Raw genomic sequence first — 21,140 nt, 5'->3', positions numbered from 1 at the left:
TGAACACTGGTACTGACGTCAACCAATCGCCATCTCGTCATTAAGACGATTTTTTCTCCGGCGCCACCGAACAAGTCCCGCCGCGACAGTTAAACGCCAATTGCGGACGGCCGCCGTAGTCGTTGATGTAGGTCAGCACCGGGCTACCGCCTACGCTGGAGGCGCTCACCGTCAACGGTATCTGCCCCTTCGGCGGCACCATAAACGGTTCAAAATTATGCGGGCTGGCCACACCTTTGCCCCTGGCCGCATCGACGATAGTGACGTAATACGGCGTCGGGTTATTGACGATGTATTTGTCGCCCTGTTTGGTCAGCGTCAGCTGCTCCTGCCACGGCGCGGCATTGCGTTCCGGCGCGATCGCCGCCGGGCGGTAGAACAGCTTGATGCGCGTCTGCAGCGCAATCTGCAGCGAGTTCGGCTTGTTGCTCTTCGGCGGGATCTCGCGCAGGTTGAAGTAGTACAGCGTCTCCCTGTCCTGCGGCAGCATCTTCGCCGCCGGCAACGCCTGGATCTTCACCTGGCTCGGCTTGCCCGGCTCGATGCGCTGCACCGGCGGCAGCACCGTCAGTGGGCTCTGGATCTTGTTGCCCTGCGCGTCTTCCAGCCAGCCCTGCGCCAGGTATGGCAGCTGCTTGTTCTGGTTGCTGACGCTCAGGCTCACCGACTGCACGCTGCCATCAAACACCACCCGGGTGCGATCCAGCGCGATGGCGGCATTCGCCGCAGGGGTCAAAGCCCCCGCCAGCAGCGAAGTGGTAGCCAGCAGGCCGATAACGTGACGTTTGCTCATCATCAAAACTCCTCAATTCAGTGTTCGTTGCCGCCGTCGCCCGCGCTCAGCGCCCGACACGGCAGCAGTAAATTGGTGGTCAACATCTCCGCCGGCAGCGGCGTCGGCATCTGCACCTCGCACTGCCCCGCCCCGCCCCAGCGCACCGTCATGCGCTCGCCGGCGTTGATGCCGCTCAGGTAAACGCTGCCGCCGTCGTTGACGATGCCGGTCTCCTGCTTGCGCGCGTTCAGCACCGTGGCGCCGAACGGCGGCTCGCTGCCGTCCGCCAGCTTGATCACCGCCATCGCCTTCTCCCCGGCGATCACCGCAAACTTGCGGTAGCCGATAGCGCCTTCAGTCAGCGTCGCCTGCACCACCGATTTGGTGGCCTCGGCGTTATCCCCCAGCTTGTCGAGATCGATGCTGGCCTTGTTGCGGTAGTAACTGTTGACGTCCGTCACTACCGCCTTACCCCAGCGATTGGTCGCCGCGGCGCTGCCATAGCCGCGCACCGGCACCCCGCTCACGCCTTCGGTATCCAGCAGCAGCCGGGTGCTGCCCGGTATGTTGCTGCGGTGCAACGCACCGCCTTCGGCGGTCAGCGTCATGCCCCCCTGTGCCGACAGGCCGATCGCGCTGTACCTGTCCTGCTGATAGCTGGCGTTGGCGCTAACGCGCGCCATATCGCTATCGCGGGTGTAATAGCCGCTCAAATTCGCGCCGCTGCGCGAGCCGCCGGCGCTGAGCTGGTAGTTGCTGCGCTCGTCGAGGCGATCGTAATAGCTCACCCGATGGGTGTTGTCGCCGCGGTTAAGCGTGGCGTTATAGCTGACGCTGGCGCCATTGCCCCACGGCACCGACAGCGACAAATAGGCGCCGTCGTCGTTACGCTCGTTGTAGCGGTTGCGGTAAGCCGTTAGCGACAGACTCAGGCTTCTGAACCGGCCAATATCGAAATAACGCGACATCGTCAGGTTATAACGATCGTTAGCCGGCCGGTCCCAATAGGTCTGGTGGTTATAGTTCAAGTACGCGCTCAGCCCCAGCTCGCGCAGTTGCTGGCTATAGCTGATGGTGTACATCTCCTTGCTGTTGCCGAACCGTCGCCCGAACTGACGAGCGTCCAGAAACTCACTCATGCTCATAAAGCTCTGCTCCGAGAAACGGTAGCCGGCGAAAGTGACCTGGCTGTCCAGCTCGTCGAAACTCTTCGAGTAACTGAGCCGGTATGATCCGCCGCTCAGCGTCTCGCGGTCGTAGGGCAGTTTGGCGCGCGACTGGGTGATATCGAATGACATCGCGCCCAATAGCATCAGATCGCGGCCGATGCCCAGCGCCGCAGCATTGTAATCCCCGCCCAGCAGTGCACCGCCGTACAGCGACCAACCGTTGCTCACCCCCCAGGAAAACTCGCCGGTGCCGAACAGCGGCCCTCGATAACGGTGATTCATATCGGAGGGTTTGCCCAAAGCCAGCTTATAGCGCACTGACCCGGGACGAGTCAGATACGGGATGCTGGCGGTGTTCATCGTGAACTCTTGTACGCTGCCATCCTGTTCTTCCACCCGCACATTCAATTCACCAGACACCGCATCATCAATATCCTGAATGCGGAACGGCCCCGCCGCGACCGTGGTTTCGTGCAGTACCCGTCCTTGCTGACTGATGATTACCTTGGCGTTGCTTTTCGCCACGCCCACCACCTCCGGCGCATAGCCGCGCAGGTTGGGCGGCAACATACTGTCGTCGGAACGCAGGCTCACGCCGCCGAAGCGGAAACTGTCGAACAGCCCGGAATCGAGATAATCTTCACCGGCAGTCAATTTCGAACGCAGCGCTGACAAAGCCCGATAAGCGTAGTAACGGCTCCATTCCAACCGTTTTTCCGCGCCCTGCCCGGCCCCGCTTTGATGGCTGATGCTCGCTTGCCAGTCGGCCCGTAGCCGCCAGGCCCCCATGTTGGCGCCCGCCGTGCCGTTGCCGCTGGCATTGTATGACCGCGTACCGCCCTTTAACTGACGTTGCGCCTGCGCATTAAGGTTGTAATCGAGCAGCACTCCCGGTATGCCTTCGTCCCAGCGAGATGGCGGCTCCCAATCCTCCGAGATATAGTCCAGATAAGCCTGTGGGATGCTGAGATACAGCGACGACGACGCCAGATCGCCTCGCACCTCCATGCCCTTCAGGCTGGTTTCATTCAGACACTCTCCCTGGTGCCACCAGGTCAGTTCCTTCTGCATCGCCTCTTTCAGCCCCAACTGTGCCACCAGCGCCCGGTTTACACAGGCGCGGCTACCGTTGGGATCGTCCTCAGGGACATAAAAAGGCACCTGTTGCTCAGGAAGATCGCTTTTATTCACATGCACCGTCATGCCGTAAGTCCCCGGCATAATGTAACCACCGCGCGTAAACTGGCTCAGATCGATGTTTTTGCGATCGTTTATATCCAATACGTCGGTATTGAATTGGATTTCCTCCACGGCTCCAGCATTGGTCACCAGGCTGCCCAATGCCAGCGCTATCCAGACGCTCAGAATGGGTAAACGAAACGGCTTTCCTGCAGACAAAAACATCATATTCAAACCCTTTACTATAAACGTCCCTGAAATAGCCGGCCGACTCAGTAATAATCCATTTTGAATCTCACCGAAGTAAAATACTCACCCGATCTAAATGGCTGCCTGTTAGTCATCAACTTCATGACATAATCCAATCGACCATTTTTAAATGAATTATTACTTAGCGGCAGAGGTATTCCCGGCCTGACGATATTGCCATCCGCATCGCTGATAGCCAGTGCCACACCCGACGCCTTCCCCCCCACACCAAACATCTGCCCATCAACATTGCCGTCAAAAGTTATCTGAAACTGTCTCCATTCAGATATTGAGTTACTCCCCAGCGCTGAAATACAATTCACCAGATGGATACTGAAGGGGGTTTCTTTTCCTTGGCCGCCCGGATAAATATCCGAAAATGACGTAACATCCAGATCAAAAACTTGTTCACGGCTCTCTGTAGCAATGGCGCAAGCAGCATCATTAATGGCGCCCTGCATGTTTATCCGCCCCTGAAAAAGAGGGGAAGATATAGCTGTTCCCTCAACGCTTAGTACTCCCAAAAACAGGAGAACTCTTTTCACACCTGTTAAACCAAGTTTCATTACCATTCCCTTTTGAAATAACGTTTATTTATAAATGGCATGCGAGTTCCCCCGCATGCCGATAATCACGCGTATTTCACCGGGTAATAGATTACTGATATGCCAGAGTGAAATCGGCTACGGCTTGGAATTCCCCAGGAACGATGACCGAATCAGAAGCCGAGCTGCCCTGCAGATAAGCAGCAAAGCTCAGTTTGTTACGGCCATTTTGCAGTTCAATCGCATTGGAAGCTTTGCCCAGTTCGATCAGGTTCTTGTTAGCATCGGTAATAGCAATACCCGCGCCTTTCGCCTCACCGGTAATAGCCAGCAGTTTTTTGTCTGTTTCCGAAGCGGTACCGTTGAACGTCAGCGTAACGGTGTTATTTTTCCCTGGCGCTTCCGTTTTCAGATCGCAGCCTTCCAGCTGAATATGAAAATCGCGCGGGGTCGATGCCTTGCTACCGTTTTTCAGCGCCACGTTGGAGATGGCACCCAGCTCAACGGTCTGATCCAGAGACTCAGGTGCGATGGAGCATGGCGCATCGATAATGGAACCGCTGAAGGTCACAGTGCCACTGCCCTGATTAGCAGCATGAGCCAGAGAAGAAACACCAAACGCCATGACGGCAGCCAGCATGATTTTATTCAGTTTCATATAACCAATTATCCTTAATCGTATTAATACATAAGGTATTTTCTTAACAATGAGTAATGTGTATCAACGGCCTGGCCTGATGCTTTAAAAACCAAGCCGCCTTTTCACGCGGCTATTACTGATGTAGTGGATAACCATGGTTAATAGGTCAGCCACATACTATTCAAGGAATAAACCAATTACTCTCCTGTTTTTCCCAACCGATGAAATCCTCCATCGCCGGGGTGAAGCCACTTTAGCGCCCCCGTCGCAATCTTGAAATATTATTTCATCAAACACGACAAATACGATATTAAAAACCAAATAATGCCATTAAATTACACATAGAATCTAAAAATGACATCTTTTAGTTCAATAATTAGATCTCCATAAAAAATTCATTATGGATAAATTATCACTTAGTGACAGATATCAGTATTATTGGAAAACACAGAGAATCTGGGTTATTGAAAAATATAACCTCTCAGCGCAAAATCCCTTCCCGAAACAAAAAATGAGAGAATTCCTATGATTTTCATTATAAATGGAAGGGTTAAGTTCAATGAATACGAAGGAACCCTGGAGAGCGTCAATGCCCCGCAAAATATGCAGCCGCTAGCGGCCGCGGCTTGCCGTTTGCTTTCTATTTTCGTCAGGAACAATGAAATGTTGATTAAGCGTCAACAATTACTTGAAGAGGTCTGGGAAGAACGAGGACTAAAAGGAACAAACAGCAACTTGAATAACTATATCTCACTATTGCGTCGCCATCTGGCACAACTTGGCGAGACGGAGTTGATAATCACTTACCCCCGGCAAGGCTTTAAGTTCGTTGCAAAAAAAATTAGCCGACACGCCACTGCCGAACCGGAAAAAGAACAAAACATAATGGAGGAAACCGTTGTTCCCACGCAACCGCCGGGGCAAGCCGCCCCCAGAGGGCGTGGTAGCGGAAAATTATTATCGGCCTGGCGGCAGTTTCAGAGTTGGAATAAATGGGTTAATCTCATCCTATTCATCAGCATCGCTGCATTGATCATGGCCAGCCATCAGTACTCCGTGCGTAACAACCTATTCAGCGGCACTCAGTTCGCGGGTTGCCAAATATACAACATGGGGTGGGATTACCCAGAGAAGGAAACGGTAACCGACATGGTAAAGGCCTATGTCAATTGCCAGAAAAAGACTAAAGTTTATTACTACAACAAAATCACGCAGGACAACAGGCAGTTTGAAGAGAAAATGCTCGTATCCTGCCGAGAAAACGCAGGCCGCCAACCTTGCGAAGTGGTTTATATTCCATAATTGAGTAACGTTTTTCACTACCAGTGATACAAAAACAGCAAGATGTCCGTTCACGGACACGTTCAACCTGCCGTTATTTGCTATACACGCCATCACCAACCACATCCCATAATCGTCTCATTATGGGATGTTCCCATCATTTTCTGGTTACGGAACACAGCAGCTCAGGCTGCCTGCCGTAGTACATAATAAAATTGTCATCATTCAATTTGGCAATTTTTAAAACATAGTAATGTTTTTCCTCACCCAACAGAAACGTCTGCGCATCGGAGTAGGTGAAGTTATCCATGGATTGAAGGATTTTCTTTTCAATGGCGACATAGTAGTACCCACGATGATAGTGATACTTCGTTTCGAGCACGCGGGCTATCACCTGCTTCTTTCCATCCCGATAGGCTAAACCGTTAAGCGTAATGGTCGCGCGGCGCCATCCCGAACGCACGATGTTCACGTACAAACCGCTGGTTACCGTCCCATTCGGCGTCATGCGCGTCGTCGATAAAGACGCATTGCACTCAGGGAAATCTCGCGAGGCGGTCAATAAATAAATCAATATAACAATAACAAGGGCAATAGCAGCAGATAATGCCAGGTAGAAAGCACGGCGCGAGCTAACCTTCATTGATCACCTCAAACTCATCTTCACAGTGCGCATCCATATTCTTAACGCGGTGTTTCGGGCAATACGAGATGAAATCAATCAGCTTTTTGTAGTTCGTATAATGGTATGTCAATCGAGAGTAATAAACCGTTGCCGGTACATCACAATCAAAACCACGGCTTTTGAGCCTTTCCAGGGCGTCGGCAATATACCGCTCGTCGATCCGCTCGCTGGCGTTCAGCGTCTCCACGCGGCAAGATTTGTAGCTGGCGATCTGGGTCTGATAAGCGGTGTCGTAACGTTCGGTAAAAAAGTAAACGCCCGCCAATACCAACGCAATCCCGATAAACAGCAGCGTTACCTTAGGTAAAATGGCATCGCAACGGCGCCGGACGGGTAAAGGCGCGGCAGGAACGCTTTCGTCCTGCGTCATATTGTCCGCCACGGAATGAATGCTGGCGGCGGTAAACATAAATCCCTGCCTCGGCACGGTAACCAGAATTTCGCTCTCTCCCAAGCCGGCAAATGTACGACGCAGGCTGGCGATATAGTTGTTCAGGTTACTGTTCGAGGCCGTTTTGCCATGATCGTCCCAGACGGTGGAAAAAATAAAGTCCCGGCTAATCAAGATGCCGTTATTTTTTACCAACAGCGCGAGCAGACGATTGGCTATCGTGGTGAGCGTCACCGGTTCGAGGTTCTCCTCCGCCAACGCCAGCGTCGAGTTATCCTCATCGAAGATAATTCGGTTATTGATTAAGAACCTCATAATCGCTCTCTTAGACCTACTCCTGGCGCGGATTATAGCTGAAACATAAGAATCTTCCTATCACACGAACAATTAACCGCCGCGCGGTTAGACAAGTCTTTCTCACAACGTAACCACGTCGAGCGTGACAGCCAGCCTCTCTGACCTTCCGCCGGCATTGAGCCGGTGTCCACTAAACGAACAGCGCATTTTGCATGCAGCATGAGCAATCTTTGCTCAGCCGATCAGTGCCCGCAGAGAGGGAATGCTTAGGATTCAGGAGGGATACAGCGAAGGAAGAGGCTCACTGCAGCAGGAAGAACCCCTGCTCACTGGCTAGCCACGCCATTACGAATAACAACTCAACACGTTGAATTATATGACAAAAAATAAATTATGATAAGCTGATTTCATAATTTCACTTTTAATTTCATATTTTCAAAACGCCCTCTGCTTCTAATATCATGTTATTTCACCTTCCCAGGACGCATTTTAGGGCTATTCTAGGCAACGAATACTTGATCCCAGAGACATAAGACGAACGCAGACCAGCGTCGACACGAGAACAACTGATGAAAACCCAACGGCTTTTCTTTTCCCTGGGTTGGCGTTTTTATGGAATGATAAATAAGACTTTATCGGATTTATACCTAAACGAGTTAATTATAAACACACGCAAGCTTTCATTGGGACTTTCATGGAAAGAAATACGCCCGTAGCCTTTACCTGATGAGCTACCGAATTCTAAACGGGCATTTAAATAATGCGGTATTTTTGGCCCGCACACCTTTTAATTACATTTAATTCGTGAAGCTTACTTATAAGAAAGAGGCAGCCTGGTTGCTATAAGCCGCCCTTCTGCAGCCGTATTTCTGGGTATTATTCTCATTATACTGGAGCTTATTAATGAATCAGCGTTTGGATATCATCGGTATTGGCCTTGGCCCGTCGAATCTTAGCCTGGCGGCCTTAGGGAGTGAAATAGAGGGATTTACGGGGCAATTCCTGGAACGCAAACCCCATTTCTCCTGGCACCCAGGGATGATCCTGGCGGATTGCAGCATGCAGACCAACTTTTTAAAAGACCTGGTGAGCGCGGTTGCCCCAACCAACCGGTACAGCTTTCTCAACTATCTGGTAAAAAACAGGAAGTTCTACCGTTTCCTGACCACGGAACAGCGCACCGCATCGCGTGAAGAGTTCGCCGATTACCTCTCCTGGGCCGCCGGCGGCATGCGCTCATTAGCATTTAATCAAGACGTTCAACGGGTCGAGTTTGACGATCGGCAGCGTCAGTTCGTGGTGACCACCTCGAATAAGGTCTTCCACGCCAGGCACGTCAGCATTGGGATTGGCAAGAAAATAAAGTTGCCTGATTGCGTGACGGTGCAAAGCGATCGCTGTTTCCATGCCAGCGAAATGATGCTGCGCAACCCCGATCTGACAGGCAAACGCGTGGCGATCGTCGGCGGCGGCCAGAGCGGGGCCGATCTGTTCCTGAATATTTTTAAAGGGGAATGGGGGCAACCGGAACAGCTCGACTGGATATCGCGCCGCAACAATTACAACGCGCTCGATGAAGCGGCCTTTGCCAACGAATATTTCACGCCCGATTACGTCGAGAGCTTTTACTCACTGGATAGCGCGGCCAAGCGGCATATGCTGGCCGAACAGAAGATGACCTCAGACGGCATCACCAGTGAGTCGCTGCTGGCGATTTATCGCGCCATGTACCACCGCTTCGACGTCCTGCGCGAGAAATTATGGGTGCGCCTGCTGCCCAGCCGTTCGCTGACGGCCGTGAAACACACGCTGGATAACGCCTACCAACTCGAAACGCGCCATCATCTCGATCACGGCGAAGAAGCCTTCAAGGCGGACGTGGTGATCTTTGCCACCGGTTACCAATCGGCAACGCCAGAGTTCCTTGAGCCTTTGGCCCACCGTTTGCTGACCACTGCGGATGGCGAATACCGCATCACCCCCGACTTTACCTTTGAGTGGGAAGGCCCTGCGGAGAACTGCTTATTCGCCATGAACGCCAGTATGCATCATCACGGCATTGCCGATCCGCAGTTGAGCCTGATGGCGTGGCGATCGGCCCGTATTCTTAATCGCGCTTTAGAACAACAGCCGTTTGATCTGAGTACAACGCCGAGTGCAATTCAATGGCGAAGTGAAGGTGTCTCTCCCACGTTTTAATCGCGAGCACGCCTTAATCATTATCACAGCGCTATGATGGAATGACGTATATGAAAAGACAAATTATTAAATTTATTATAAAGCAGCTGGCCGTATTGGCCCCCGAATTCAAGGCCAGATTGCTCTACAAAAAAGCGTTTGGCAAACCGTTAAACTTGCAGACGCCGTCCACCTGGAATGAAAAGATCAATCACCTGAAGTTGAATGGCTATAGTCACAATGCGTTGGTAAAGCAATGCGCAGATAAATATGCGGTGAGAGAGTACATCAAAGAAAAGGGGTGCGAAGAGATCCTGAATGAATTGTACTTTGCCTGCGATTCAGTAAACGATATTCCGTGGGACACGTTGCCGGACAAATTTGTGATCAAAGGGAATCACGGTTCCGGGTATAACCTGATTTGCCAGAATAAAAAATTGCTGAATATCACGAGCGCCAAAAAATTGATCGACGGCTGGATGAAAGACGATTATTGGAAAACCTATGTAGAACTCAACTACAAAGGGATACAAAAAAAGATCATTGGCGAGAAGTATATCGAATCGGCCAATGGTCACGGGCCTGAAGACTATAAGATCTATTGCTTCCGCGGCGTGCCTTACTGCACCTTACTGTGTGTCGGCAGGGATACCGGGTCGCCGAAGTATTACTTCTTTGACAAAGATTTCAAGTTTCTGTGCTACAGCGATGACTGCCTGGCCTTGAGCCAGGAAGAAATAGACGCCTTCGTGAAGCCAGAGGGTTACGATGAGCTGTTTGAGTACGCCTCACGCTTGTCCGCGCCCTTCGAGTTTGTTCGCGTTGATTTCTACATCTCGCAAGGCCGAATCATTTTTGGCGAGCTGACCTTTACCCCTTCCGCCGGGCTGGATACGGATATCCTGCCGCCGACCGATGTTTTGCTTGGCGAGATGCTGACGCTGCAACAGCACTGATTTTCACCTGGCCCCACGGTGAAGATCGGCAATACCTGCCGGCATGTTCGCGGCCTGCCGGCCGGTATTGCCCTGAGGGTTATCGGGCCGCCGATCTCGCCGGTTCATGCCACCGTTACAGCAAAACCCCTGCCGGCAATCCCTGGCAGCCCACGCCCGCCCCAAGAACAATACCTCAGCCAGACCACATAACCATTTGAAAAATAATGGCATTAAACGATTAATAAGAATCACTTACATATTTATAATAAAATGTTCTATATGTATAGGAAGCTATAATATAAGATACCGGAAAGTTTCCCTGGTGTTGTTGTGTGTCTTTGCCCTATTTTATAGGGCTTTTTTTGCTCAAAATCGTTGATAACCGTGTATTTTCATCCGCCCTCGCCGTTTCTTCCCTCATAAGAATCATAACCATTTCTAATTAATACTAATCCTTCTTATTCCTGACTTACCAATAATAACAATGAGTTGCTATTAACCCGGCAAAGCAACTGGCGGCGCGCTTCCGGGTTTCGCGGCCGGAATGTCCACCCTAAAGGTAGGTTTTTGCCTGACGCGAACGGATGCTACTATCGGCCTTTTTCGAGGATATTGATCCGCATGTTCTTGTCCAACCGGCATTTTATCTCCGCGCTTCTGGCGCTCGCCATCGGCCTTTGGCTGCCGGGCTCCGTGCTGGCCAGGCCCGATTTGGAACGCAAGATCGGCACTACCGTAGCCGATAGCGATTCTGCGGATTATCATTTCAGCGATCTGCGCTTCACCTCCGCCGATGGCCAACGGCATTACCGCGTGCGCATCGCCCAGCCGCGTCGGGCGCCTGCGCCTGACGGCTATCCAACGGTTTATTTCCTCGACGGCAATGCGGTGCTGATGGAGTTGAACGCCGCCTTACTGGCCAAATTGGCAGCGGCGAAGCGGCCGCCGGTGCTGGTGATGATCGGTTATGACAACGATCTGCGCATCGATGCCGCCGGCCGCGCCTACGACTATACGCTCCCTCTGCCGGCAGGCATGAAGAAAGCGCCGCGGGCCGGCGGGGGCGCGGATGCGTTCCTGCAATTGATTGAAACTCGGATCAAACCGGCTATCGCCGCCAAACTGGTGGTCGATCCTCAGCGGCAAACGCTGTGGGGCCACTCCTACGGCGGGCTCTTCGTTCTGCACACGCTGTTCACCCATCCCGCCGCCTTCCAGCGCTACATCGCCGTGGAACCCTCACTGTGGTGGGGTAACGGCATGATCCTGCAAGAAGCGCAGCAGATGACGGAACGACGTGCGGTGCCGGCGACAAGGTTGCAACTGTGGGTTGGCCTGGCGGAACGCGATCGCGCGGCTCCGCCCGGCGTGAAGAGCCCCACTCTGCCGGCAGATGCAACGCATTTGCTGGCCGAACAGCTGGCGCAGCTCGGCGGTCTCACCGTCGGCTATCGGGAGTGGCCCGCCTTAGGGCACGGCGCCATGCTGGGCGCGGCCATCGAGCCGGCGCTGAGCAGCGTCATCGCAGAGGACTGAATCCGCGTCTCAGAAGGTATCGGCCACATTTTCATCTGCGGTGCATATCTTCTGATGAGAAGAGTGTTTACTATCTGAGACGGTGAAGGGTGATCGCGGATGGGGGCGTCAAAAAACAAAGTGGCTCCCCCGTCGGCAAGTGAGCTTGCTCTATCCGGTGGAGCCATACAGTACTGCAGTTTTCCCGGTGGGGCCCTGGTGAGGCGCAAGTAGGAATAGATGGTGTTGGCAGGGCATTTCAGCGTTTTAATACCGCCTGTTCACTATTTTCTTCTCCCTGTGACGCCTACTATAAGCGCTCGCTCACCGGGTGGAAAAGGGTGAAAACCACCCTTGAAATACATTAATTAAAGTGATATTAGAAGCGGTTGGAGCGAAAGCGCCTAGTTCGGTTTTGAATAATTAAATCAGGGAATTATATTAAAAATGAATATTAATATCACCGACAAACCCAACCCGCAGGATGAAGAGTTCGTTATCGACAGCCTTTGGGCGCACAATCACAAAACCCAGCCCGTAGACATTCACCCGCTGTTCCTGACCGTCACCGACGACAACCAGCAGATCGTCGGCGGCCTGGTCGCGCGCACCTGGTGGGGCGGCCTGGAAGTGCAGTATCTGTGGGTCGGCGATCAATGCCGCAAAAGCGGATACGGCCGCCAATTGATGGAGCTGGCAGAAGAAGAAGCCCGCAAGCGCGGTTGCCATATGGCCTATGTCGATACCTTCGATTTCCAGGCCAGAGGCTTCTACGAAAAACTGGGCTACCGGGTCTACGGCGAGCTGGGCGACTATGCGCATCGCCACACCCGCCATTACCTGGCTAAAAGCCTGTAACGCAGCCTGAGCGGCACAGAGGTGGGTATGGGTTCATCGCATAAAGATAATGAATCTTATTTTAAGGGCCTCATCACCATGATGGAGCACCTGAGCGAACCCTGGGGCATCAAAGATCAGCTGTCCCGCCACCTCTATATGAACCGCGCCGCTTATCTCTATACCAATACGCCGCTGAATTTCGACGTCGCCGGTAAATATGACCACGAATTCCCCGCCGACTGGGCCGACTCCGCCGCCGACTTTATCGAGCATGACAAGATGACCGAAGCGGCGCGCGATCGGGTCACGGTCATAGAAACGCACTACTGGTACGGCAAAGACAGCCTGACGCCGTTTATCAGCGAAAAGCTGCCGGTGTACAACGATGACAAACAGGTGATTGGCGTGATCTGGAACGCCAAGCCGATGAACAGCCTGTCGCCGCTGAAATACATCAATCAGCAAAAACCCAGCGTGTTGACCACCGAAGTCAATAACGAGCTGTTCACCCGTGCCGAACTCGATGTCATTTTCCTTATGCTGCAACGATTTACGGTGAAAGAGATCGCCAAAATCTATAACGTCAGCAATAAGACCATCGAAAACCGCATTTATAACATTTACCAGAAGGCCAACGTGCATACTCAGCAGCAATTTGAGGAATACTGCAAATACGCCAACCTGGATAACTACATTCCCGATCGCCTGATAACCAAAGGCATTCAGTTTATTTGAACCGCAAGGAAGATCTCACCGTGATAAAGATCGAAGATTATCCGCTCACCCGGGTGCCGCAGGATAAACGAGTTTCGTTTTTAAGCGTGGCCATCGTGCATATGGGCATGTTGACCGCGCTGGACCAGTTCATGCTCGGCGCCGTGCTCGGCAACTCCATGACGCTGATTGACGCCTTCACCGCCATTTTCGTCGGCAGCCTGATCTTCGGCGTGGTGACCTACGGCCTGGGGCTGGCGGGCATGCGCGAAGGCATTTCCGGCAGCCTGCTGGCGCGCTGGTGCGGCTTCGGCCGTCTGGGCTCGGTGCTGATCGGCGTGGTGGTGGCCGTCAGCCTGCTGGGTTGGTTCGGCATTCAGAACGCCATTTTCGCCAAGTCGCTCGACTTCGCGCTCGGCAATAAGCTGGGCTTCGGCCTGGCCGCCGGGCTCTCGGGCACGCTGCTGACCATCCTGGTGGCATTCGGCTTCAAGGCGCTGCGCATCGCCGCCCGTATCGCGGTGCCGATGTTCATCATGCTGGTGGCCTATATTTCGGTGACCGCGCTTTCCGGCCATAACCTGCAGGAGATCATCCAGCTGGCGCCGCCGGGTGAACCGCTGACCATCAGCGCCGGCATCACCATCGTCGTCGGCGGCGCCATCGTGGCCAGCCTGATGACCCCCGATCTGACTCGTTACTCCAAAAACGGCAAGCACGTGCTCGGCGTCACGCTCTTCACCATCATCGCCGGCGAGTTCGTGGTGAACGGCCTGGCGATCCTGATCGCCAAAACCCTGGGCACCGCCGATGTGGTCACCATCATGTCACAAGCGGCCGGCGGCGCCGGTTTGCTGGTGGTGGTGTTCTCCACCCTGCGCGTCAACGATCTCAACCTGTACTCTTCTTCGCTGGGCATCGTCAACGCGGTGGAAGGCATCACCGGCAAAAAGCTGAAGTACACCTACACCACGTTGGTGATCGGCATTCTTGGCACCACGCTGTCGGTGCTGGGCATTCTTGACCGCTTTGTCGACTTCCTGACGGTGCTTGGCGTGGTCTTCCCGCCGATTATCGGCATCATGCTGGTGGACTATTACCTGCTGCGCAGCCACCGCAAGATCCTGGACGAGAGCCGCCGTACCGGCCAGCTGCCGAGCGAAACGCCGACCATCGGCTGGGCGGCGATCGTCGCCAGCATCGTCGGCGGCGCCGTTGGCCTGGCGACCGAATGGGGCGTGCCGACCATCAACTCTCTGGTGGCCGCCAGCCTGCTGTATTGGGTGCTCAAACTGGCCTTCAGCCGGGCGCAAAAACCGCTGGCCTCACAGAAATCGCTCTGATTTTCGCGCACGCGTTAATGCACTCCTCCGGTAACGGGGGAGTGTTTGATGCTCGAAAAGGGAGATTCAGTGCAAAAGAATAGGCCGATCGCGTAGACAAACGGCCGTGGTAGTTAGGGTCCCTGGTGTCGGTAGCAAGCTATCCATTATGCTCAGAGTGTGGCAACGCCCCCTCTGGGCTTTTTATTATAAAAATTGTTGGCTTCCGTGTTTGATCATAAAGAAAAACTTCAGCTTGCATGAACAGTAGCCCATGAAATCGGTTTTGGTCAACATAAAAGTAAACATAAAACCGGCTTTTGTGTTCACTTTTCCATAAGAAAAACCTAATCAATTGATTTACACGGCTTTATCTTTCGCACAGAGAAAGCAGGCCATCCCCGCTGACATCACTGCGCTAAACGGCTGACGAGAAACAATAATTACCGCCAATAATCAGCCTGTTACCCGCGCGTCCGCGCCTTTTTATCTGGACAACGCCAGTGCGTAGGATATAGTGAAGCCTGCGTAATGTTTGTAAGGACAGCCAATGAAAACCACCAACGCACAGCGCAAAATCAACATCATTAAAAATATTGAATATCTGATGCGTACCCGCGGTGAAACCAAGGCTTCCTTTTCCAATCGCAGCGGCCTGACGCGCACGACTCTCTACAAAATTCTTGACGGAAGAGTGAACAACGTTCAGCAATCCACCGTGAATCGGATCTCCGATTTCTTCGGTGTCTCCTGTGAAGAGATCGAAGACTACGATCTGGAAAAGCTGGAGCTGCTCAACGAGACGCTGTCCACCGAGGGCAACAAGAACCCTTCCGCCATTCCGGTGATCCCGCAGTCGCGCTATCTGGCCGTCTCGCAGCGCAAGATCGGGCAACTGGTCACCGAGTTTCCTCTGACTTATTTCTTCGGCGATGAGTCGAACATGTTGGCAATGAAAATAGAGACCGAAATTAAAGGGTCATTTATTCCCGGCGAGATCATCATCATAAAACGTCCGCCGGTACTGATTTGCGATTCGCCTTTGCTGTATCACTCGGGAAAAAGCGGCTTCTTTGTGGTTGACGACAAAGACAGCGAAAGCATGGACAAACGCCCTCAGGACACCGTGCAATTCCTGGGTTACATCGTTGGAGAAAGGTTATAAATGGAACCGAATCAGAAGTTCAAGCTGTTGGGCTTCACCCGGCATGGCACCATCGCGGCCAATGTCATGGTATTGGCCACCGGCAAAACCATTACCATGGGGCTGAATGAGCTGGCCGACAGCGAAATATCGGAAGATCTGAGCCGGCACGAGCTGCAGGCGCTGTACCGCAAACTCTATGGCGACAACCAACAAAAAACCGCCTACGAGCTCAGCGATCGCCATGAACGATCCTGGTACGCCTACCTGATTATTACCGTGGCGCTCAGCGTGATTTATATTTTCTCAACGCTGTGCGGCGTCAAGCCGATCCAAATCCCGGTGCTGAATCTCATCACGCCGCCGGCGATCTTCATCTACCCGCTCACGTTCATTCTGGTGGACATTCTCAACGAATTCTACGGGTTGCGGCTGGCCAGGCGCACCATCATCATCTCGTTTATCGCCAACCTGACCTTCGTCCTGGGAGTTTGGGTAACGACGCTGGTGCCGAGCATTCCGCAATGGGAGTACAGCGAGACCTACAACGGCATCGTACACAGCATCATGGCGGTGCTGGTGGCCTCGTCGGCGGCCTATCTGATCTCCGAGAACGTCAACTCCTACCTGCTCTGCAAAATCAAAGAGTTGACCAACTCCCGCTACCTGTTTGTGCGCGTGATCACCAGTACCGTAGTGGCTTCGGCCATCGACAGCGTGGTGTTCTGTACGCTGGCGTTCTACAACGTGCTGAGCTGGGACATCATCAAAACCATGATCCTGTCGCAGTTCCTGATCAAGGTGGTTTACGCCCTGCTGGGCGTCGGGCCGATCTACGCCACCCGCAGTCTGTTTAACCGCTACATCAATACCGAACAAGCAAAGGGCAATGAATATGCATATCCAAAAGCAAGATAAGATCACCCATCTTGGCGCCAACTCCGATTATCCGGATCAATATGCTCCCGCATTGCTCGAAGCCTTGCCGCGCGCGCGCGGCCGCGATCTGATCGGCGTGGACGAGCGGCAGCTGCCGTTCAGCGGCTTTGATCTGTGGACCGCCTTCGAGCTGTCCTGGCTCAACGCCAAGGGTAAGCCGGTGGTAGGCATCGGCGAATTTACCTTCCCGCACTCCTCGTCGAACCTGATCGAATCCAAGTCGTTCAAGCTGTATCTCAACAGCTTCAACCAAACGCGCTTCGACAGCGTGGAACAGGTGAGCGCCGCCATGCAGCAAGATCTGTCGCAGGCGGCCAACGGCCAGGTCACCGTCAAACTCTATCCGGGGCTGGAAGGTTACCCGGCGCAGATCGATCGCCTGCCGGGCATCAATATCGACGATCTGGATATCGCGGTCGACGACTTCGCCTTCAAACCGGAATACCTGAGCGGCGCGGCCGAGAGAGGGGAACCGGTGTCGGAGACGCTGTCTTCCAACCTGCTGAAATCCAACTGCCTGGTCACCAACCAGCCGGACTGGGGCAGCGTGGTGATCCGCTATGAAGGCCGCAAAATCGATCGCGAAAGCCTGCTGCGCTACCTGATCTCCTTCCGCCAGCACAACGAATTCCACGAGCAGTGCGTCGAGCGCATTTTCAACGACATCAAGCAGAGCTGCCGCCCGGAAAAACTCAGCGTGTTCGCGCGCTACACCCGCCGCGGCGGCCTGGACATCAACCCCTTCCGCAGCGATTTCGAAACGGCGCCGGCGCTCGGCCGCCTGATCAGACAGTAAGCGTTATCCCCCAATGCTCCCGCCGGGGAGCATTGTTTCCCTCGCATTCATCTCCCTGTTATTTTTCGCCATTATCGTCGTCAGCGGCTATCTTCAAAGCACACTGACGGAGATTAACGACGCATGCCTGACCTTTCACGCAGAGACATCCTGCGGGCTGCCGCCATCGGATCGGCTTTCTCACTGTTGCCGGCCTCGATTCGCAAAGCGCTGGCCATTCCCGCCAATAACCGCACCGGCACCCTGCGCGACGTCGAACACGTGGTGATCCTGATGCAGGAGAATCGCTCTTTCGACCACTACTTCGGCACCCTGCCTGGCGTGCGCGGCTTCAGCGATCGCTTCACCATTCCACTGCCCGGCGATCGCCACGTCTGGCAGCAGCAGGGCGCCGAGCGGCTGGTGCTGCCCTACCACCTGGACAGCAAACGCGGCAACGCCCAGCGCGTCACCGGCACGCCGCACTCGTGGGTGGATGAGCAAGCCGCCTGGGATCACGGCCGCATGAGCGCCTGGCCCACCTACAAAACGCCGGCCTCGATGGGCTACTACCGCCAGCAGGAGCTGCCGTTCCAGTTCGCGCTGGCCAACGCCTTTACCCTGTGCGACGCCTATCACTGCTCCATTCACGCCGGTACCAACACCAACCGGCTGTTCCACTGGACCGGCACCAACGGCCCGTCCGCCGCCGACGTGGCGGTGGTGGTCAACGAGTGGGACAGCCCCGGCCCGGCGGAGATTGGCTACCAGTGGACAACTTATCCGGAACGGCTGGAGGCAAGCGGCGTCAGCTGGAAGGTGTATCAATTCCTGCCGGACAACTTTACCGACAACCCGCTGGCGGGTTTTCGCCAATACCGCGCCGCCAGCATTCAGGTGGGCAATCCGGCGCGGCCGCCGAAAGACTTCAACGCCTTCGTGCCCTACAGCGATGCGCTCAACGAGGCCGCGCCGCTGTACAAGGGCAACGGCAACACCCTGCCGGCCGCCGACGGCAACGATCTGGACGCCATGCTGGCCGGATTCCGCGCCGACGTGCAGCAGGGCAAACTGCCGCAGGTCAGCTGGATCATCGCGCCGGCGGCCTATTCGGAACACCCCGATCCCTCCAGCCCGGTGCAGGGCGGCTGGTTCACCCAAGAGATCCTCAACGCGCTGACCGACAACCCGGAGGTGTGGAGTAAAACCGTCCTGCTGGTCAACTACGACGAAAACGACGGCTTTTTTGACCATATGCCTTCGCCTTCCGCGCCGTCGCTGCGCGAAGACGGCAGCTTCGCCGGTAAATCGACCGTGCCGTTCGACACCGAGATCTTCCAGCACGTGGCCCCGCCCGGTTCGCAGGATCAACCGCCGCCGGACGGCCGCATCTACGGCCCCGGCCCACGGGTGCCGATGCTGGTGCTGTCGCCCTGGAGCCGCGGCGGCTGGGTCAACTCGCAGGTCTTCGATCACACCTCGGTGCTGCAATTTTTGGAAAAGCGCTTTCAGGTGCATGAACCCAACATCAGCGCCTGGCGCCGCGCGGTGTGCGGCGATCTCACCTCGGCGTTCAACTTTGTCGATCCTAACGGCGAAGCGCTGCCGAGCCTGCCCGCCACCAGCCGCCACGCCGCCGACGGCCTGCGCCTGCGCCAGGAACAGCTGCCGCAGGTGCCGCTGCCATCCCCCGCCCACCAGCGTTTGCCCCATCAACGCCGCCTGGCACGCCCTTCCCGCGCGTTGCCGTACCAGCTGCACGTCGAAGCCACCGTCGCGGCCGAGCAGCGCCGCGTGACGCTGAACCTGTTCAATACCGGCGAGCAGGGAGCGGTGTTTCACGTCTACGATCGGCGGGATCTGACGCAGATCCCGCGCCGTTTTACCGTCGAGGCGGGTAAAGCGGTCAGCGACGACTGGCTGGCGGAGAATGAGTACCATCTGTGGTTGCTCGGCCCCAACGGCTTTCACCGCGAGCTGCGCGGCGCCCTGAGCCGGCCGCAGCCGGAGGTGCGTTTGCGCCCGACGGGCCGCAGCCTGCTGCTGCAGCTGAACAATCCGGGCACCGAAGCGATAGCGGTTACCCTCGAACGCTGCCCCTACACGCAGCAAGGGCCGTGGCCTATCACGCTGCCGGCGGGCGGCAGCCACCAGCAAGCGTTTGACGCCCGCGCCAGCGGCGGTTGGTATGACCTTACGCTGCAAGGCACCGACGGCTGGCTGCGCCGCCTGGCGGGGCGGCTGGAGGATGGCGAACACAGCGTCAGCGACCCGCTGATGGGCCAGGGGTAATCGATCGGCATCAAGGGAGTTCAAAAAGCGAAAGGATATCGCTTATCATTGCGTTCTCGTTCCCAGCCGATTACCCAAGGATCTTCATGCCCGCTGTTCTTATCGCCAAAGCCGGCCGCTGGTTGGCCGCCTGCGTTTTGCTGTTGGCCGGCGCCGCTCAAGCCGCGCCTATCGTCGTCACCGATGTCGCCGGCCGTCAGGTCACCCTGCCGCAACCGGCCAAACGCGTTATTCTGGCCGATGCCCGCGCGCTGCTGGCGCTGAATATTCTGCACCCGCAGCAGCCGCTGAAAAACATCATCGCCTGGGACAACTCGCTGAAGGTCAAAGCACCGGATCTGGTTGAAGCCTATGCGAAAAAATTTCCGCAGGTCATGCAAATCCCTACCTTCGACAACCCCTACACCAGTGATTTCAGCGTGGAAAGCGCGGTGGTGCGCCAACCGGACCTGATCATTTTCGACATCGGTCTGCTGAGCAAATTGAAAGACAGCGGCGTACTGACCCAGCTGGAAAAAGTCGGCATCCCGGTGCTGATCATCGATTTTCGCCAGCAGCCGCTGACCAACACCGTCGCCAGCATGGCGCTGTTGGGTAAAGTGTTTGACGAGCAGCCCAACGCCGACGCCTTTATTCGCCTCTATCAGCAGCGCCTCGAGCTGGTGCGCCAGCGCGTCGCCACGCTGAAACCGGAGCAGCGCCCCAGCGTCTTCATCGAGCGCAGCGCCGGCATCAAAGGCGAACAGTGCTGCAACACCTTCGGCAAAGGCAGCTTCGGGCAGTTCATCGATACCGCCGGCGGCAACAATATCGGCAGCAAGCTGTTTTCAGACATGGGCGGTGAAGTGAACGTCGAGCAGGTGATCAGCAGCAACCCGGATTTCTATCTGCTGACCGGCGCCGACTGGAGCCGCGGGCATCGCGGCACGCTGGCGGTGCCGCTGGGTTACGCTACCGATATGGCCACCAGCCAAAAGAAACTGGCGCATCTGCTGGATCGCACCGGCATTAACGTGCTGAAAGCGGTGAAAGAAAAACGCGTGATGGCGATTTACCATCAATTTTACGACACGCCGCTCAACTTTATCGCCGTTGAGGCGATCGCCAAATTCCTGCACCCGGCGCTGTTTAAAGATATTGATCCGCAAGCGGATATCGAAATGGTGCATCAGAAATTCACCGCGCTGGATTACAGCGGCGTCTTCTGGCTTACGCCGCAATAACCCCCGCCAGGGCCCGCCAGCCGGGCTCTGTTTCCCGCATTCATTATTT

Annotated in this window: 18 protein-coding genes; 12 read left to right on the top strand and 6 right to left on the bottom strand. The window is 55.0% G+C overall.

All coding sequences use genetic code 11. From position 1 onward, the window contains the following. Positions 1–40: 40 nt before the first annotated feature. The 4 genes from ACJ8MK_RS20775 to ACJ8MK_RS20760 form a co-directional block, all read right to left on the bottom strand. Positions 41–796: a fimbria/pilus periplasmic chaperone gene (locus ACJ8MK_RS20775; RefSeq protein ID WP_193146635.1), complete on the bottom strand. Its 756-nt coding sequence runs from the start codon at positions 794–796 to the stop codon at positions 41–43. A 14-nt stretch (positions 797–810) separates the two neighbouring features. After that, on the bottom strand, positions 811–3,351 hold the full coding sequence (locus ACJ8MK_RS20770; protein ID WP_442518027.1) for an outer membrane usher protein: 2,541 nt from the start codon (positions 3,349–3,351) through the stop codon (positions 811–813). A gap of 44 nt (positions 3,352–3,395) precedes the next feature. Beyond that, positions 3,396–3,938 (bottom strand): fimbrial protein, encoded by a 543-nt coding sequence (locus ACJ8MK_RS20765; RefSeq protein ID WP_230204736.1) that lies wholly within the window; start codon positions 3,936–3,938, stop codon positions 3,396–3,398. 91 nt (positions 3,939–4,029) lie between these two features. Next, a complete protein-coding gene (locus ACJ8MK_RS20760) occupies positions 4,030–4,575 on the bottom strand; it encodes a fimbrial protein (protein ID WP_033655232.1) in 546 nt (181 codons plus the stop codon). A 507-nt stretch (positions 4,576–5,082) separates the two neighbouring features. Between ACJ8MK_RS20760 and ACJ8MK_RS20755 the strand changes: the two genes are divergently transcribed. Next, positions 5,083–5,859, top strand: a complete 777-nt coding sequence (locus ACJ8MK_RS20755; RefSeq protein WP_060422954.1) for a transcriptional regulator — start codon at positions 5,083–5,085, stop codon at positions 5,857–5,859. A gap of 136 nt (positions 5,860–5,995) precedes the next feature. On the opposite strand, the gene ACJ8MK_RS20750 is transcribed toward ACJ8MK_RS20755, so the two are convergent. Together ACJ8MK_RS20750 and ACJ8MK_RS20745 are read right to left on the bottom strand one after the other, a co-directional pair. Further along, positions 5,996–6,481: a hypothetical protein gene (locus ACJ8MK_RS20750; RefSeq protein ID WP_033636027.1), complete on the bottom strand. Its 486-nt coding sequence runs from the start codon at positions 6,479–6,481 to the stop codon at positions 5,996–5,998. After that, the gene (locus tag ACJ8MK_RS20745) at positions 6,471–7,229 is read right to left on the bottom strand and encodes a winged helix-turn-helix domain-containing protein (protein WP_033636029.1); all 759 of its coding nucleotides are present in this window, start codon (positions 7,227–7,229) and stop codon (positions 6,471–6,473) included. Before ACJ8MK_RS20745 ends, ACJ8MK_RS20750 begins: the two co-directional genes overlap by 11 nt. An 885-nt stretch (positions 7,230–8,114) precedes the next feature. On the opposite strand from ACJ8MK_RS20745, the gene ACJ8MK_RS20740 reads away from it, so the two are divergent. The 11 genes from ACJ8MK_RS20740 (at position 8,115) to ACJ8MK_RS20690 (ending at position 21,091) form a co-directional block, all read left to right on the top strand. Then, entirely contained in the window at positions 8,115–9,410 is a 1,296-nt protein-coding gene (locus ACJ8MK_RS20740) for a lysine N(6)-hydroxylase/L-ornithine N(5)-oxygenase family protein (RefSeq protein ID WP_442518026.1), read from the top strand. A 50-nt stretch (positions 9,411–9,460) separates the two neighbouring features. Beyond that, positions 9,461–10,345 carry an ATP-grasp fold amidoligase family protein gene (locus tag ACJ8MK_RS20735; RefSeq protein ID WP_060426977.1) on the top strand — a complete coding sequence of 295 codons (885 nt, stop codon included), beginning with the start codon at positions 9,461–9,463 and terminating at the stop codon, positions 10,343–10,345. A 603-nt stretch (positions 10,346–10,948) separates the two neighbouring features. Continuing rightward, positions 10,949–11,863 (top strand): alpha/beta hydrolase, encoded by a 915-nt coding sequence (locus ACJ8MK_RS20730; protein WP_442518025.1) that lies wholly within the window; start codon positions 10,949–10,951, stop codon positions 11,861–11,863. Between the two features lie 426 nt (positions 11,864–12,289). Further along, positions 12,290–12,700, top strand: coding sequence for a GNAT family N-acetyltransferase (locus tag ACJ8MK_RS20725; protein WP_004937348.1), 411 nt, complete (start codon positions 12,290–12,292; stop codon positions 12,698–12,700). A gap of 27 nt (positions 12,701–12,727) precedes the next feature. Then, a complete protein-coding gene (locus ACJ8MK_RS20720) occupies positions 12,728–13,417 on the top strand; it encodes a helix-turn-helix transcriptional regulator (protein WP_060422946.1) in 690 nt (229 codons plus the stop codon). Positions 13,418–13,437: 20 nt separating this feature from the next. Beyond that, positions 13,438–14,739, top strand: a complete 1,302-nt coding sequence (locus ACJ8MK_RS20715) for a cytosine permease (protein WP_033649111.1) — start codon at positions 13,438–13,440, stop codon at positions 14,737–14,739. 529 nt (positions 14,740–15,268) lie between these two features. After that, positions 15,269–15,883 (top strand): helix-turn-helix domain-containing protein, encoded by a 615-nt coding sequence (locus ACJ8MK_RS20710; protein WP_033636033.1) that lies wholly within the window; start codon positions 15,269–15,271, stop codon positions 15,881–15,883. After that, entirely contained in the window at positions 15,884–16,780 is an 897-nt protein-coding gene (locus tag ACJ8MK_RS20705; RefSeq protein ID WP_004937338.1) for a queuosine precursor transporter, read from the top strand. It begins immediately after the preceding gene. Continuing rightward, positions 16,758–17,597, top strand: coding sequence for an NADPH-dependent 7-cyano-7-deazaguanine reductase QueF (queF, locus tag ACJ8MK_RS20700; protein WP_033649092.1), 840 nt, complete (start codon positions 16,758–16,760; stop codon positions 17,595–17,597). Before ACJ8MK_RS20705 ends, queF begins: the two co-directional genes overlap by 23 nt. Positions 17,598–17,720: 123 nt before the next feature. Beyond that, positions 17,721–19,868: a phosphocholine-specific phospholipase C gene (locus ACJ8MK_RS20695; protein ID WP_442518024.1), complete on the top strand. Its 2,148-nt coding sequence runs from the start codon at positions 17,721–17,723 to the stop codon at positions 19,866–19,868. An 86-nt stretch (positions 19,869–19,954) separates the two neighbouring features. After that, positions 19,955–21,091: an ABC transporter substrate-binding protein gene (locus ACJ8MK_RS20690; protein ID WP_033655227.1), complete on the top strand. Its 1,137-nt coding sequence runs from the start codon at positions 19,955–19,957 to the stop codon at positions 21,089–21,091. Positions 21,092–21,140 lie beyond the last annotated feature (49 nt).

Origin of the sequence: Serratia sp. CY38905, assembly GCF_052168875.1 — a bacterium.
Taxonomy (GTDB): domain Bacteria; phylum Pseudomonadota; class Gammaproteobacteria; order Enterobacterales; family Enterobacteriaceae; genus Serratia; species Serratia sarumanii.
This window is presented reverse-complemented; position numbering and strand designations above follow the sequence as displayed.

Coding starts and splice junctions, on each gene's coding strand:
- ACJ8MK_RS20770 (WP_442518027.1), bottom strand. CDS start 3,351: ATGATGTTTTTGTCTGCAGGAAAGCCGTTTCGTTTACCCATTCTGAGC.
- queF (WP_033649092.1), top strand. CDS start 16,758: ATGCATATCCAAAAGCAAGATAAGATCACCCATCTTGGCGCCAACTCC.
- ACJ8MK_RS20735 (WP_060426977.1), top strand. CDS start 9,461: ATGAAAAGACAAATTATTAAATTTATTATAAAGCAGCTGGCCGTATTG.
- ACJ8MK_RS20710 (WP_033636033.1), top strand. CDS start 15,269: ATGAAAACCACCAACGCACAGCGCAAAATCAACATCATTAAAAATATT.
- ACJ8MK_RS20745 (WP_033636029.1), bottom strand. CDS start 7,229: ATGAGGTTCTTAATCAATAACCGAATTATCTTCGATGAGGATAACTCG.
- ACJ8MK_RS20775 (WP_193146635.1), bottom strand. CDS start 796: ATGATGAGCAAACGTCACGTTATCGGCCTGCTGGCTACCACTTCGCTG.
- ACJ8MK_RS20765 (WP_230204736.1), bottom strand. CDS start 3,938: ATGAAACTTGGTTTAACAGGTGTGAAAAGAGTTCTCCTGTTTTTGGGA.
- ACJ8MK_RS20755 (WP_060422954.1), top strand. CDS start 5,083: ATGATTTTCATTATAAATGGAAGGGTTAAGTTCAATGAATACGAAGGA.
- ACJ8MK_RS20725 (WP_004937348.1), top strand. CDS start 12,290: ATGAATATTAATATCACCGACAAACCCAACCCGCAGGATGAAGAGTTC.
- ACJ8MK_RS20720 (WP_060422946.1), top strand. CDS start 12,728: ATGGGTTCATCGCATAAAGATAATGAATCTTATTTTAAGGGCCTCATC.
- ACJ8MK_RS20740 (WP_442518026.1), top strand. CDS start 8,115: ATGAATCAGCGTTTGGATATCATCGGTATTGGCCTTGGCCCGTCGAAT.
- ACJ8MK_RS20690 (WP_033655227.1), top strand. CDS start 19,955: ATGCCCGCTGTTCTTATCGCCAAAGCCGGCCGCTGGTTGGCCGCCTGC.
- ACJ8MK_RS20705 (WP_004937338.1), top strand. CDS start 15,884: ATGGAACCGAATCAGAAGTTCAAGCTGTTGGGCTTCACCCGGCATGGC.
- ACJ8MK_RS20730 (WP_442518025.1), top strand. CDS start 10,949: ATGTTCTTGTCCAACCGGCATTTTATCTCCGCGCTTCTGGCGCTCGCC.
- ACJ8MK_RS20760 (WP_033655232.1), bottom strand. CDS start 4,575: ATGAAACTGAATAAAATCATGCTGGCTGCCGTCATGGCGTTTGGTGTT.
- ACJ8MK_RS20750 (WP_033636027.1), bottom strand. CDS start 6,481: ATGAAGGTTAGCTCGCGCCGTGCTTTCTACCTGGCATTATCTGCTGCT.
- ACJ8MK_RS20695 (WP_442518024.1), top strand. CDS start 17,721: ATGCCTGACCTTTCACGCAGAGACATCCTGCGGGCTGCCGCCATCGGA.